Source organism: Mesorhizobium intechi (assembly GCF_002879535.1).
GTDB lineage: Bacteria > Pseudomonadota > Alphaproteobacteria > Rhizobiales > Rhizobiaceae > Mesorhizobium > Mesorhizobium intechi.
The window spans coordinates 1-13926 of sequence record NZ_PNOT02000321.1; the positions used below are offsets into that span (position 1 = coordinate 1).

The 13926-nt window shown below is 62.3% G+C and carries 12 protein-coding genes; 8 read left to right on the top strand and 4 right to left on the bottom strand.

The features are described 5' to 3' along the window. Positions 1-329: 329 nt before the first annotated feature. Both C1D09_RS27240 and C1D09_RS27245 read left to right on the top strand, forming a co-directional pair. Complete coding sequence (locus C1D09_RS27240) at positions 330-1253, top strand: glycoside hydrolase family 26 protein (protein WP_143977154.1); 924 nt, start codon at positions 330-332, stop codon at positions 1251-1253. 123 nt (positions 1254-1376) lie between these two features. Then, positions 1377-1838: a DUF995 domain-containing protein gene (locus tag C1D09_RS27245; RefSeq protein WP_246135892.1), complete on the top strand. Its 462-nt coding sequence runs from the start codon at positions 1377-1379 to the stop codon at positions 1836-1838. A gap of 189 nt (positions 1839-2027) precedes the next feature. Here C1D09_RS27245 and C1D09_RS27250 read toward each other — a convergent pair whose 3' ends face one another. Together C1D09_RS27250 and C1D09_RS27255 are read right to left on the bottom strand one after the other, a co-directional pair. Beyond that, positions 2028-2477, bottom strand: coding sequence for a DNA polymerase III subunit chi (locus C1D09_RS27250; protein ID WP_143977156.1), 450 nt, complete (start codon positions 2475-2477; stop codon positions 2028-2030). 9 nt (positions 2478-2486) lie between these two features. Beyond that, entirely contained in the window at positions 2487-3998 is a 1512-nt protein-coding gene (locus tag C1D09_RS27255; protein ID WP_143977157.1) for a leucyl aminopeptidase, read from the bottom strand. 355 nt (positions 3999-4353) lie between these two features. Here C1D09_RS27255 and lptF point away from each other — a divergent pair, with 355 nt between their 5' ends. The 6 genes from lptF to rsmA all read left to right on the top strand — a co-directional run bounded on the left by lptF (position 4354) and on the right by rsmA (position 11981). Beyond that, positions 4354-5556 (top strand): LPS export ABC transporter permease LptF, encoded by a 1203-nt coding sequence (gene lptF, locus C1D09_RS27260; protein ID WP_143977158.1) that lies wholly within the window; start codon positions 4354-4356, stop codon positions 5554-5556. Beyond that, a complete protein-coding gene (gene lptG, locus C1D09_RS27265) occupies positions 5553-6638 on the top strand; it encodes an LPS export ABC transporter permease LptG (protein ID WP_208760437.1) in 1086 nt (361 codons plus the stop codon). The genes lptF and lptG overlap by 4 nt, the downstream gene beginning before the upstream one ends. Continuing rightward, the gene (locus tag C1D09_RS27270) at positions 6638-9064 is read left to right on the top strand and encodes an LPS-assembly protein LptD (protein ID WP_167514773.1); all 2427 of its coding nucleotides are present in this window, start codon (positions 6638-6640) and stop codon (positions 9062-9064) included. Before lptG ends, C1D09_RS27270 begins: the two co-directional genes overlap by 1 nt. An 89-nt stretch (positions 9065-9153) precedes the next feature. Beyond that, positions 9154-10086 carry a peptidylprolyl isomerase gene (locus C1D09_RS27275; protein WP_167514774.1) on the top strand — a complete coding sequence of 311 codons (933 nt, stop codon included), beginning with the start codon at positions 9154-9156 and terminating at the stop codon, positions 10084-10086. Positions 10087-10099: 13 nt separating this feature from the next. Continuing rightward, positions 10100-11116, top strand: coding sequence for a 4-hydroxythreonine-4-phosphate dehydrogenase PdxA (gene pdxA / locus C1D09_RS27280; protein WP_208760436.1), 1017 nt, complete (start codon positions 10100-10102; stop codon positions 11114-11116). Between the two features lie 25 nt (positions 11117-11141). Then, positions 11142-11981, top strand: a complete 840-nt coding sequence (rsmA, locus tag C1D09_RS27285; protein WP_143977163.1) for a 16S rRNA (adenine(1518)-N(6)/adenine(1519)-N(6))-dimethyltransferase RsmA — start codon at positions 11142-11144, stop codon at positions 11979-11981. Positions 11982-12193: 212 nt separating this feature from the next. Here rsmA and gmk read toward each other — a convergent pair whose 3' ends face one another. Then, a complete protein-coding gene (gene gmk / locus C1D09_RS27290) occupies positions 12194-12850 on the bottom strand; it encodes a guanylate kinase (RefSeq protein ID WP_027053294.1) in 657 nt (218 codons plus the stop codon). Between the two features lie 21 nt (positions 12851-12871). Next, positions 12872-13762: a YicC/YloC family endoribonuclease gene (locus tag C1D09_RS27295; RefSeq protein ID WP_143977164.1), complete on the bottom strand. Its 891-nt coding sequence runs from the start codon at positions 13760-13762 to the stop codon at positions 12872-12874. Between the last annotated feature and the right edge of the window lie 164 nt (positions 13763-13926).

The following is a 13926-nucleotide window of genomic DNA, read 5'->3' on the forward strand; positions in this document are numbered from 1 at the left end:
TGCTGAGCGTATGATGGTTAAGCAACCGTTAATTGTACTTGACTCTCAATCGCGATCGGCTCTTAAATTAGTGCGGGATGATATATCGGAATATGACGCGAATTTGTGAGTATCGCGGCGAAACTTCTCTCTTGAGCTCCTCGTATCGGCGTCTTGAGAGATGATTTTAATGGTGGGATTCGTGCGCAGCACTCCCGCCAATTGTCGCTCCGAAATCCCGCAGATTCCGTCGATAAAGCCGATCGGGTTATGGATGGTTGCGTCGGTCATGCGTCGACGCGTGGGCGAGGCTTCGACTTCCGCAGATATCGAAGCCGTGGGAGATTATCATGAAACATATCGCAGCAAGTGCGCTTGCAATCGCGTTGGCGTTGGCCGTTAGCGCCACTTTGCCGACTACCGCCGGCGCCGGCTCGGCAGCCGGGACGGATCCCGTCCAGACGGGCAGCGCCGCGTCGGCGTTCGGATCCTATGACCCTTACGGCGACTTCAGCGCCGACAAGACCGCCAGCATCGAGGAGTTGTTCCTACCTTGGGAAGACGTCGATCTGGCGACCCTTCCCTTGGCTGATGCCTATGCCCTTCAGCGAAACCGGTCGCTCTTGATCACCATCGAGCCTTGGACCTGGTCGAAGGATTGGCGTATCACGCCGAACGAACTGCGCGACGGCATATTGAGCGGCAAATATGACGCCAACATGCAGGCGATCTGCAACCTGGTCGGGGCCATGAAGAGCCCCGTCACCATCCGTTGGGCGCAGGAAATGGAAGACAAGAACGGCCGCTTCACCTGGGCCAACTGGGCTCCCAAGGACTGGATCGCCGCCTACAAGCGCGAGGTCGATCTCTGCCGCAAGGCCGCTCCGGCCGCCAAGTACATGTGGTCACCCAAAGGCGAAGAGGGCCTGGAGAAGTACTACCCTGGCGACGACTATGTCGACGTCATCGGCCTGTCGGTATTCGGCCTGCAGAAAAAGGACAATGACGAGGCCGGTCGTGACCGTACGTTCGCCGAGACGCTGAAGCCAGGATATGACCGCGTTGCGGGTTTCAACAAGCCGGTCGTGGTGGCGGAACTCGGCTATGTCGGCAAGCAGGAATATGTCTCGCAGTGGCAGGCCGATTCCCGCAAGTCCTATTCGCAGTTTCCGGCGCTGACCTCGGTCGTCTACTTCAACCAGAAGGAGGTGTGGCCATGGTTGGGTGGCTATGGGCTGCCCGATTGGAGAGTTACCCAGCATGTCCTGCCCTAGGCGTACCGTGTCGGGTCGAGTGCAAGCGAAAAAACAGAGCGTAGCGTAAATCGTAGGGGTGGGGCCGTGAAACGAGTATTGGGGAATTCCATTGGAACGGCACTTGCCTGTTCCATAGCCGTCATGGCTTTCCAGCTTCCGGCAACAGCCAAGACGGCGTCGCAGACAGCCGACCTGGCGATGAACGCCGAGCCGGTGCCCGACGAGGGCATCTACCGGATGTACCAGAACCGGTCATGGCTCTGGGGTCGAAATGGCGCGGGCTATTTTGCCGTGCAGCGCCGTCAATTCAGCGCCTGGACCTCGGACAAGGGCAAGCTCGGTTACGGCGACGGGATCTGGTTCATCCCCGGAGGCGGCAAGATTTGCTTCCGGGCAAAATGGCATGGCGCGGGGGGTGACTCCAACGCCCTCACCTGCTTCGAGCACCGTCAGGCCGGCCAGGTGCTCTACCAGCGCAAATTGCCGGACGGCGACTGGTACGTCTTCCGGAGTTCGCATCAAAACCGGGCGGACGAGTTCATGAAATTGAAACACGGCGACTACGTCAGTTGGAAACAGAAACGGATCAAGGCACGAGAGTAGCCTTATCGTCCGCGGCAAATCGCAGGCTAGGCACCGTTTCATGGAAACGGCGAACCGCCTAATTTCCTAGGGAACGCGTTGCGCGCTTTTCCCGGGAAAACCGTTCACACTTTTCCTGGAATTCCTCGAAGGGGCGTCGCATCGATAGGGTTCATGCGGCGCGCTCTGGCCTTTGCTGCGTGCATGGCATCAAGCCTTGCGCTCCCAGCGGCGGTCCGATGTCTGCTGCCAGTAGGTCACGGCATGCCCCGCGTCCTTCATCGTCTTCCAATGCCCCCTCGCCGCCTCGACCTGGGCGGCGTCATGGCCATCGAACAGGAACGCGGCACGCTCATACCCGCCAAGGTCGGGAGACACGGCGCCGTCGACCAGGAACCTTATCTTGGCCTCGTTGGGATTGCCGTCGCCGGTGGTCAACAGGATAGGCTGCTCGTCGGGATAAGCCTCGCGATCGGTCGCGTGCGCCAGGAAGGAATCATCGCGGAAGGTCCACAGATGCTGGTCGAGGGCGTCTCGCCGTTCCTCGGTGCCGGTCTGCACCACGGCGCGCCAGCCACGATCGACACTGCGCTCGAGCAGGCCTGGCAGCGCCTCCTCCAGGGTCGATTCGGTCAGGTGGTAGAACAGCACGTCGGCCATGGATCGGGGTCAGCTCTCGTAATGATCGCGCACCAGCCGGTCGAGCAGCCGCACGCCGAAGCCTGAGCCCCAGGACTGGTTGATCTCGTTCGACGGCGAGCCCATGGCGGTGCCGGCAATGTCGAGGTGCGCCCAGGGCGTGTCCTTGACGAAACGCTGCAGGAATTGCGCCGCTATGATGGCCCCACCATAGCGGCCGCCAATGTTCTTCATATCGGCGTTCTTGGAATCGATCAGCTTGTCGTATTCGGCGCCGAGCGGCATGCGCCACAGCCGCTCCTGCGTCGCCTGTCCTGCCGCCGCAAGCCTCTGCGCCAATTCGTCATTGTTGGAGAACAGGCCGGCATAGTGCAAGCCGAGCGCGACCATGATGGCACCGGTCAGCGTCGCCAGATTGACCATGAATTTCGGCTGGAAGCGGTCGTTGCAGTACCACAGCGCGTCGGCCAGCACGAGACGCCCCTCGGCATCCGTGTTGAGCACCTCGATGGTCTGGCCCGACATCGAGGTGACGATATCGCCCGGACGCTGGGCATGGCCATCGACGGCGTTTTCGACCAGGCCGATAATGCCGACGACATTGGCCTTTGCCTTGCGAGCGGCCAGCGCATGCATGAGGCCGGTCACGGCGGCGGCGCCACCCATATCGCCCTTCATGTCCTCCATGCCCGAAGCCGGCTTCATCGAATTGCCGCCGGTGTCGAAAGTGACACCCTTGCCGACGAAGGCGATCGGGCTGTCCTTGGGTTTGCCGCCGTTCCACTGCATGACGGCCATGCGCGCGCCGCGGGGCGAGCCTTGCGCGACACCGAGCAGCGAACCCATGCCGAGCTTCTTCATCTCCTTCTCGGTCAGGATCTCGACCTTGACGCCGAGCGTCTCGAGTTCCTTGGCGCGGGCCGCGAACTCGACCGGTCCCAGAATATTTGCCGGTTCGTTGACAAGGTCGCGCGCCAGAAGCACGCCGTCGATCACCGCCTCGGCGTCGGCGAAGGCCTTCTTGGCGCCTGCCGGGTCGACGGTGTGGATGGTTATCTTGGCCGGCTTCTTCGGATCGGCCTTTGCGTCATCCTTGTCCTTACTGGTCTTGTATTTGTCGAAGGAATAGCTGCGCAGCAGAATGCCCGCCGCAAGGTTGGCGGCGTCCTTGCCAGCAATCGAAGCGCCAACCAGGTCGAGTACCACGGCGACGTCGGTTGGCTTGCGCAGCGAGGCCGCAATGGTGCCACCAAGTTTCAGCCAGGCATATTCATCGAGCCCCGCCGCCTTGCCCGCGCCGATCGCGACCAACCTGTCGAGCGACGCTCCTTCCGGCGCCAGTATCTCGACGACGCCGGCGAACTTGCCGGTGAATTCGGCCACCGGGAAGGCCCGTTCCAGCGTCTTTCCAGGATCGTAAGCCTTGGCCGCATCGCTCAGGCCGCCGTCGTCCGCCGACAGCACGAAGACCGTGCCCTTCCTGTTCGCCGCCGTCTGCGGCGCGGCGAATTTTGCAAAGGCAATCGATGGTCTCGGGTTCATCATGTCCTGCTTTCGGGGATGGCGTGCGAAGCGTTTGAAGCGATCCGCGACATTTGGTCGTTTTCCGGCATTTGGCAAGACTTTGCCAAAATGGCTACCCATATGACTGTTGGAATCGATGGCGATTCGTCGCGGCACGGCCCCGCTTCATGCCGCAACCTGTTGTTAACCATCGATGTTCGTCCTTTCTTATCCATTCCCTCCGACACTCCGATCCATTGCGGCACGCGACGTGGGACGGGAACCGGATCGCCTGCCTGATCGAGCCCATCGGAGCCAGTTGTGCGGGCGTCGCCGGACAGCTACCCTTAACGTGGTGGCATGATGCCGTTCGAGAAAATCGAGTAAAGCCTTCATGAAGGTCGTTGAACGCTACATCATGCGCCGCGCTTTCGTGGTCTTTCTGGCAGCGCTGGTCTGGACGCTGGCCATCGTGTGGACCACGCAGGTACTGGCCAAGATCGATCTGGTTACCGACAGCGGCCAGTCGTCGCTGACCTTCTTCGAGGTCGCCGCGCTCATTCTTCCCTCGATCATTCCGATCGTCGTGCCTTTCGCGCTGGTGGTGGCGGTCGCGCAGACACTCAGCGTCATGAATTCGGATTCCGAACTCGCCGTCGTCAACGCCGCCGGCGCATCACGCTGGACGATCGTGCGGCCAATCATGCTTCTGGCGCTTGCGGCGAGCGTTTTTTCCTTTGCCGTCGACAATGGTATCGACCCCTATGCACGGCAGAAGAACCGCGCTTTGGTGGCGCAGTCGCGCGCCGATCTGTTGTCGCTGATCATCCAGGAGGGCACGTTCCGCAAGATCGAGGACGGACTGTTCCTGCAGATTGGCGAGCGGCTTCCCGACAATCGGCTAGGCGGTATCTTCGTCGCCGATTCGCGCGAGGAAGGCGTCAATCTCGTTTATTATGCCAAGACCGGCAGCGTCGTCGAACGCGGCGGCGAGAAGGTGCTGATGATGAATGACGGCGTCATCCACCGCAAAACACTGACCGGCGACCTCAGTGTCATCCGGTTCACCTCCTATGCTTTCGACATGTCGGCCTTCATGGCGGCGGCCTCCGAGGTGACGCTGCTGCCGAAGGACCAGACCACCCAGTACCTGCTCAATCCAAGCCCCAACGACAAGAACTTCCAGCAGGCCCCCCAGGAATACCGGGCCGAGATCGACCAGCGATTTTCGGAATGGCTGTATTCCATGGTGTTCGCGCTGATCGCGCTGGCGGTCGCCGGGGACGCGCGCTCGCATCGCGAGGCACGCGTCAACCCTTTGATCACGGCCATCACCATATCCCTCTTCGTGCGCTGGCTGGGTTTCTTCGCCGCAAGCAAGGCCGATGAAGTGCCGCAATATGCCTACATGGTCTATGGCGTGCCCATAGTGGCTTCCGCGGTGGCGATCTGGTTCATCGTCTCCAACCGGACCATGGAACTGCCGGTGGCCTGGGCGGACTGGATGACAAATCTGGCCAGCCGCTTCGGCGACAGCTGGAACGCCCTCAAACTGCGCTGGTCCAGGCGCGGCACCTCAGATCAGGGGATCGGCTGATGGGCTGGACGCTGGGTCGTTATTTCTTCTTCCGCTACGTGACGATCACGATCTGGTTCTTCCTGGGCCTGCTGGCCCTTGTGTTCCTGATCGATTTCACCGAGCTGTCCGGCCGCACCACCGGCCTGCCCGGCTTCACCTACGGAACGGCGGTGGCCATTTCAGGCCTTCGCATGCCGATGATCATGCTGCAGACCGTGCCATTTGTCGGCCTGTTCTCGGCGATGGCGACACTGGTTTCGCTCAACCGCCGCTACGAACTGGTCATCGCGCGGTCCGCCGGTGTTTCCGCCTGGCAATTCCTCTTGCCGTGCTGCATCGGCGCGTTGCTGTTCGGCTTTGTGTCGGTCGGGCTCATCAACCCGCTTGCCGCGCATGCCTTCTCCCTGTCCGAACAGATCGAAACCCAGTTGCGCTCCGGCAAATCAAATACGGTCTCGGCCGACGCCGCCCCCTGGATTCGTCAGAAAACCGGCACCGGCGACACCATCATCGGCGCGCGGGCCATCCTCGACCAGGGTCTGGAGATGGCCGATGCCGTCTTTTTCGTCCTCGACCAGCAAGGCAACATCGTCGAGCGCAAGGACGCGGCGCGCGCTTACCTGCGGGACGGCTATTGGGAATTGCAGGATGTCAAGACCTTCAGGAACGGCACCATCCAGCCCGCGGCAAGCGATCGTGTGCCGACCAATCTGAAGCCTGAATTCGTGCAGGAGCGACTGGCGCGCCCGGAGACAATCCCGTTCTACGACCTGCCCGGAAAAATCGAGGTTGCCCGTTCCTTCGGCCTCAAGGCAAATGCGTTTGCCATGCAGTTTGATTCGCTGGTGGCGTTGCCGTTCCTCCTCGTCGCCATGACGCTGATTGCGGCAACAGTTTCAATGAGATTTGCGAGGATGGGACAATCGGCAACGATGATTCTGGGTGGCGTCGTTGCCGGGTTTCTGCTTTATGTCGTCTCGGTGCTGGTGAAGGCATTCGGCGTGGCGGGGTTCGTGCCGACTGCCATAGCCGCCTCGGTGCCAGTCGTGGTAGCTATGTTCTTCGGGGTGACTTTCCTGCTATACAAGGAAGACGGCTAGTGAGGGAGGCGTTTTTGCCCAGCAGCAGGCAGGCCCATTTGGCGCGCCTTTATGCGGCGAGCGCCTTGGCGTGCTTGCTTGCCTGCGCCGTGCCGTTGCCTGCGTTCGCGCAGGAAGTCGGCAAGGTGGCGGCCAACGTTCCGTCCGGCTCGCAGATGCTGCTGGCGGCCGACACGCTGGTCTATAACAACGACAACCAGACGGTGACCGCCGTCGGTGGCGTGCAGATCGACTATGGCGGCAACCGCCTCGTCGCCCAGAAGGTCATCTACGACCGCAACACCAAGCGGATGGTTGCCACCGGCAATGTTGAAATCGTCAACAGCGACGGCACCAAGATCAATTCGCAGCATATCGATATCACCGACGATTTCGCCGACGGTTTCGTCAACGCGCTGCGCGTCGAAACCATCGACAAGGCCTATTTCGCCGCTGAAAGCGCCGAGCGCATGGGCGGCGTGCTGACCACCTTCCACAATGGCGTCTACACCGCCTGCGAACCGTGCGAAGACAAGCCAGACAAGGCTCCGACCTGGCGCGTGAAAGCCAGGAAGATCATCTGGAATGGCGAGAAGAAGACGGTTCGCTTCGAGAATGCGAATTTCGAATTCTTCGGCTTTCCGCTCGCCTATCTGCCGGCTTTCGAGATCGCCGACCCGACGGTGAAGCGCAAGAGCGGCTTCCTGATCCCAAGCATCAGCTACAACAGCCATCTGGGATACAGCGTCAAGGTTCCCTATTATTTCGCGCTTTCGCCGACATATGACCTGACGGTGTCGGGAAGCGGCTATACCAAGCAGGGTTTCCTCGGCGAGGCCGAGTGGCGCCAGCGCTTTAACAATGGCGAATACAGTTTGAAGATCGCCGGAATTCAGCAGCGCGATCCGGACGCCTTCATCGACCGTGCCGGGCGCAACGTCGATTCGGGCACGGCGGCCGATCCCAACAAACGCCGCGGGATGATGGGCACGCAGGGGCAGTTCGCTATCAACGAACGCTGGAATTTCGGCTGGGATGTGCTTCTGCAGACGGACAAGAATTTCTCGAGCACCTACAACATCGACAAGTACAATGGCAGCATCCATCGGTCGACGGTTTACCTGACCGGGCTCAATGGCCGCAACTACTTCGATGTGCGCGCCATGCACTTCGATGTGCAGGAAAATACACTCAACAGCAATATTGCCGCGCGCAGCAACCAGCAGCCCTGGGTGCTGCCGTCGCTTGACTACGCCTATATCCCCGAAGCGTCGGTGGCCGGCGGCCAGCTGTCGCTCAACGTCAACACGCGGGTCCTCCGCCGTGATGAGCTCGACCAGACTTTCAACGTTCCTTACAACGCCGGCACGCCCGTGCAGCGCGTGCGCGGTATCGAAGGCGAATCCGGCCGCCTCACCACCGAGGCCGAATGGAAGCGGAGCTTCGTGACCGACGACGGGCTGGTGCTGACACCGCTGCTGGCGCTGCAAGGCGACGTCGACTATCTCAATGCGTCATCGGGTTCGCTCGCCGCCGTCAACCAGATGGCGGCCAATCCGTTGATAAATGCCAACGACGATATGCGTTCGTCGTTCGCCCGCTACATGGCGACCGCCGGGCTCGAGATGCGCTGGCCACTGCTGTTTTCCATGGCCAGCGGCTCCAGCCACGTCGTCGAGCCGATGGCGCAGCTGTTCCTGCGTCCGAACGAACAATATGTCGGCGGCCTCGCCATTCCGAACGAAGACGCCCAGAGCATGGTGTTCGACGCGACCACCCTGTTCGAACGCGACAAATTCTCCGGTTATGACCGCATCGAAGGCGGCTCGCGCGCCAATGTCGGCTTCCGCTACTCCGGCTCCTATATCAACGGCTGGGGCACCAATGCCATTTTCGGCCAATCCTACCAGATCGGCGGCGAGAACTCCTTCGCCGCGCCGGATCTGGTCAATGTCGGTGCCTATTCGGGCCTTCAGAACACCAAGTCCGACTATGTCGGCCTGTTTGGCATCAGCAGCCCGAACGGGTTCGCGGCTTCCGTCAGCGGCCGCTTCGACGAACAGACTTTCGAGGTTCGCCGCGCCGAGGTGAAGGCAGCCTATTCGGGCCTGCCGGTGTCGCTCAGCGCCAAGTACGCTTTCATCCAGGCCCAGCCGCTCTACGGTTTCACGACCGATCGGCATGAGGTGACGCTCGGTGCGTCCACCCATCTTGCCGAAAACTGGCGCGTGTTCGGGACAGGAACCTATGATCTGCAGCAAAGCCTGCTGGTCAAGGATGGGGTCGGCTTCGCCTACAACGATTCCTGCTTCACCTATCTGATGACGTACTCGCAGTCGCGCGACCTGAACACCAGGGAAGTGACGCAGAGCATCGGCTTCAACCTGTCGTTCCGCACCCTCGGCGACTTCGGCTCGTCGACCAGCGCGATCGACACCATCCAGTAGCCGGCGAGACATCGTTTCGCCGCATAGGGCTGGCACGGATTCGCGCACCCGGAAGAGGACAAAATGGGCGGAACCGGGATAGAATTGGGATGCCAATGATGAGGAAATACCTCTTTTCAGCAGGGTTCGCGCTGCTTGTAGCGGCGACATCCGTGTCGATGACGGTCATGACGCCGCCGGCTTTCGCCAGCGCGATCAAATACGTCGTCAACGACGTACCAATCACGTCAGGCGATATCGCGCACCGCGCCGCCTTCCTGAAGCTGCAGCGCAAGAAGGGCGATGCCGCCCAGGAAATGATCGACCAGACGCTGCGCCTTGCCGAAGCCAGGCGGCTTGGCATACGCATCAGCGACGCTCAGGTCGAGTCGGCCTATCAGCGCTTTGCCACCAACAACAAGATGCAACTCAGCCAGCTTGATGGCGTGATGGAAAAATCCGGCGTCGGCAAGGATCATTTCAAGGAATTCATTCGCGCCCAGATGGCCTGGAACCAGGCTTTGAGCGCGCGTTACCGGTCCGGTGAAGGCGGCAGCGTGACCGAGCAGGACGCAGTGCGGCGCATGCTCGACAAGGGCGGGGCCAAACCAAGCGCCACCGAGTACATGCTGCAGCAGGTCATCTTCGTCGTGCCGGCCGCCGAGCGCAGCGCGACGCTGGCCAAGCGCAAGCGCGAGGCCGATGCCATGCGCGCCCGCTTCAACGGCTGCAACACGACGCGCGAATTCGCCAAGGGCCTGATCGACGTCACCGTTCGCGATCTGGGCCGGGTGCTGGCGCCGCAATTGCCGCCGGACTGGGCCGAGCAGATCAAGGCGACCAAGGTCGGTGGCGCCACCACCACGCGCGAGACCGAGCGTGGCGTCGAGTTCATCGGCATCTGCTCGTCGCGCGAAGTGTCCGACGACAAGACGGCCCAGATGGTGTTCCAGAGCGAAGGCTCCAACGACAAGGCCGCCGACGAGCTCAGCAAGAAATATGTCGACGAGCTGAAGGCGAAAGCCCGCATCGTCAAGCGCTGACGTGAAGAGCGCGATGACCGCGCTGGCGCTGAGCGTCGGCGATCCGTCCGGCATCGGCCCCGAAATCGCCATCGCCGCCTTCCTGGCGCGCGAGGCGGTCGGCCTGCCCGCCTTTTATCTTTTGGCCGATCCGGGGCTGATCGCCTCACGGGCACGCCGGCTGGGCGTGTCGGTGCCGATCGTCGAGACGACACCGACGCAGGCGGCGCAGGCTTTCTCCCACACCTTGCCGATCGTTCCACTGGCCGCCCGGTTCATCGACAGCCCCGGCCGGCCTGATCCGGCCAACGCGGCCGGAACCGTCGAGGCGATCGATCGCGCTGTCTCCGCCTGCCTTGCTGGTGACGCCGCCGCTGTGGTCACCTGCCCGATCGCCAAGAAGCCGCTCTACGATGCAGGTTTCCGCTTTCCCGGGCACACCGAATATCTGGCGCATCTGGCTGCACGGCACAGTGGCGTCGAGGCAATGCCGGTCATGATGCTGGCCGGCCCGGACTTGCGCACGGTTCCCGTCACCATCCACATCGCGCTGGCGGAGGTGCCGAAGACCCTGACCACCGAACTGATCGTCGCGACCGCGCGCATCACCGCGGCCGACCTCGCCGGCCGCTTCGGCATCGCCAGGCCGAGGCTGGCCATCGCCGGCCTCAATCCGCATGCCGGCGAAGGCGGTTCGATGGGCCTGGAGGACGAACATATCGTGCGGCCGGCAGTCGACATACTGCGCGCCGAGGCCATCGATGCTTTCGGCCCGCTGTCGGCCGACACGCTGTTCCATGCGCGGGCGCGGGCAGGCTACGATGCAGCACTTTGCATGTATCACGACCAGGCGTTGATCCCGGCCAAGACGCTGGCTTTCGACGATGCGGTCAACGTCACGCTCGGCCTGCCCTTCATCCGCACGTCGCCAGACCATGGCACCGCCTTCGATATCGCCGGCAAGGGCATTGCACGGCCGGACAGCCTGATCGCCGCATTGAAGCTCGCCAGAACGCTCGCCGATACCGACAAGAAGGCCGCGGCCGCATGAGCGATTCCGTTTGGAGTCCGAACGCATGAGCATCGACGGGCTGCCGCCACTGCGCGATGTCATCGAGCGCCATGGGCTGCAGGCGAAAAAGGCGCTTGGCCAGAATTTCCTGCTCGACCTCAATTTGACCGGCAAGATCGCACGCAGCGCGGGCGACCTGACAAACACCGCGGTGATCGAGGTTGGGCCGGGACCTGGAGGCCTGACAAGAGCGCTGCTTTCCAACGGCGCTGTCCGGGTTGTCGCCATCGAGCGCGACGAGCGCTGCCTGGCGGCATTGGCCGAGGTCTCCGCTCATTATCCCGGCCGGCTGGAGGTGGTTGCCGGCGATGCGCTGAAAACCGACTTCGCCGCCCTCGCCTCCGCGGTCGCCGGAACCAGCGGTCAGGTGCGGATCGTGGCCAATCTGCCCTACAACATCGGCACGGAACTGCTCGTCCGGTGGCTGACGGTCGTGGACTGGCCGCCCTTCTACGCCTCGATGACGCTGATGTTCCAGCGTGAGGTTGCCCAGCGCATCGTCGCCGAGCCCGGCAGCGACGCCTATGGTCGGCTTGGGGTGCTGGCCGGCTGGCGCACGAAGGCCAGGATCGCCTTCGACGTGCCTCCCCAGGCCTTCACGCCGCCGCCCAAGGTCACCTCTTCGGTGGTGCATCTGGAGCCGCGCGCGACGCCCCTGCCTGCTGACGTAAAGAAACTCGGCCGCGTCACCGAAGCAGCCTTCGGTCAACGCCGCAAGATGCTGCGGCAGAGCGTGAAAAGCCTTGGCGGCGAAGCCTTGCTCGAACGCGCCGGCATCGATCCGACCCGCCGCGCCGAAACGCTCAGCGTCGAGGAATTTGTGCGGCTCACCAATGCGGCTTAGCGCCGGCAGCTCCAGAGCGTTTCACCGTTTCATGGCAACGGCGAACCGCTCCAACTCTTTGTTTTGACGCAATTCCGGACGGAAAACCGCTCACACTTTTCCTGGAATTGCTCTAGAATCGCGACGATGCAGACACTGCGGCGCAGGATGGGCGCGATGCCGCGCTCAGCCGACATCTGATCCTGATCGACGGCATGGCATTCTGAAGCCAATCAGACGGTTTTCTCGTCCAGCAGCCCCGAAACAAAATCGAAGAGACCGGGCCGGCGGTCGCGCCGCAATCGTTCGGCGACGACGATGCCGCGCACCTCGGCGAAGGCGCGGTCGAGATCGTCATTGACGATGACGAAATCATATTCCTTCCAGTGCTCGATCTCGTTGCGGGCATTCTTCAGCCGCGTCTCGATCACCGCTTCCTGATCCTCGGCGCGGCGCTTCAGGCGGGCCTTCAATTCCTTCATCGACGGCGGCAGGATGAAGATCGAGACGATATCGGCACGCATCTTCTCCTTCAGCTGCTGGGCGCCTTGCCAGTCGATGTCGAACAGCATGTCGCGGCCCTGCGCCAGCGCCAGTTCCGCGGGTTCGCGCGGTGTCGCATAGCAATTGCCGTGCACCTCCGCCCACTCGAGCAGCGCATCGGAATCCCGCAACCGTTCGAACTCGCGCATCGTGCGGAAATGGTAATGAACACCCTCGATCTCCGAGCCGCGGCGCGGCCTGGTGGTAACCGAGACCGACAACTCGAGGCTGGAATCGCTTTCCAAGAGGTTGCGTGCGATCGTCGACTTGCCGGCACCGGATGGCGACGACAGGACGAGCATCAGCCCCCTGCGGCGGATGCGGGATCCCAAATCCCTGGGAACCATCGGTTCCTTGGCAACCATCGGCTACTCCAGATTCTGGACCTGTTCACGAAACTGGTCGACCGCCGCCTTCAGCTCCAGCCCGATCGCGGTGACGGCTGCGGCGTTCGACTTCGAACACAGCGTATTCGATTCGCGGTTAAATTCCTGTGCCAGAAAATCGAGCTTCCGGCCGACGGCACCGCCGCCCTGAAGCAGTGCCCGGCCCGATGCGACATGCGTCTTCAGCCGATCGATCTCTTCGCGAATATCAGCCTTGGTTGCGAGGAATGCCGCCTCCATGTGCAGGCGGCTCGCATCCAGATTGGCGGACGCGTCCATCAGCAGCCTGACCTGCTCGGCTATGCGCTCACGGATTGCCGCCGTCTCGCGGGATGGATCCGCCTCCGCGCGCAGCGTCAGTGCCTCGATCGCGTCGATTTGGCCGGAGAGCAGCAAGGCCAGGGCAGCACCCTCGTTTTGCCGTGCCTGCTCGAGCCCTTTCAGCGCCACGTCGAGCGCAGCCATGATGGCGGTGTCGAGCGCAGCGCGCGCCTCTTCGGTTTCCACGGTTTCGGGACTGTCGAGCACGCCACGCAGCGACAGCAGGCCGTCAGCCGTCGCGGGAGCAACGCCGAACTGTTCCTGCAGCCGCTTGGCGAGGCCTGCAAGGTCCTTCAGAAACGCCTCGTTGACGACGGGTTGCGCCTGCGCCCCCGCGGCGCGGCCGATGGTCAGCGTGGCCTGGAAATTGCCACGGGCGAAACGCTTCTGCAGCGTTTGCCTGACAGCCGGCTCCAGACGCTCGAAACCTTGAGGCAGCCGCAGCCGCACCTCGACACTCTTGCCGTTGACGGACTTGACCTCCCAGGCGATCGAGGTGCCGTGATGCTCTGCGACGGCACGCGCAAATCCGGTCATGCTCTGCAAATTCATGTCGCCTGCACATCCCTGGCGCATCACCCCGAAACCAGATTCCGGACAGGGCAAGTGCTGCTTGAAAACAACCACGCCGTAGGTGCGTCGAAATCGGACGCGTGGCGTTCCTTCAAATGTCAGGCTGTCGCCTTCCGGGCAACGCCTTTCTTCGCCTACTGGGC

Bases quoted from the DNA above. Each gene is read 5' to 3' on its own strand.
- C1D09_RS27295 (WP_143977164.1), bottom strand. From the start codon at position 13,762: ATGAATTTGCAGAGCATGACCGGATTTGCGCGTGCCGTCGCAGAGCAT.
- C1D09_RS27250 (WP_143977156.1), bottom strand. From the start codon at position 2,477: ATGGCCGACGTGCTGTTCTACCACCTGACCGAATCGACCCTGGAGGAG.
- C1D09_RS27255 (WP_143977157.1), bottom strand. From the start codon at position 3,998: ATGAACCCGAGACCATCGATTGCCTTTGCAAAATTCGCCGCGCCGCAG.
- lptF (WP_143977158.1), top strand. From the start codon at position 4,354: ATGAAGGTCGTTGAACGCTACATCATGCGCCGCGCTTTCGTGGTCTTT.
- C1D09_RS27240 (WP_143977154.1), top strand. From the start codon at position 330: ATGAAACATATCGCAGCAAGTGCGCTTGCAATCGCGTTGGCGTTGGCC.
- C1D09_RS27275 (WP_167514774.1), top strand. From the start codon at position 9,154: ATGCCAATGATGAGGAAATACCTCTTTTCAGCAGGGTTCGCGCTGCTT.
- C1D09_RS27245 (WP_246135892.1), top strand. From the start codon at position 1,377: ATGGCTTTCCAGCTTCCGGCAACAGCCAAGACGGCGTCGCAGACAGCC.
- rsmA (WP_143977163.1), top strand. From the start codon at position 11,142: ATGAGCATCGACGGGCTGCCGCCACTGCGCGATGTCATCGAGCGCCAT.
- gmk (WP_027053294.1), bottom strand. From the start codon at position 12,850: ATGGTTCCCAGGGATTTGGGATCCCGCATCCGCCGCAGGGGGCTGATG.
- pdxA (WP_208760436.1), top strand. From the start codon at position 10,100: ATGACCGCGCTGGCGCTGAGCGTCGGCGATCCGTCCGGCATCGGCCCC.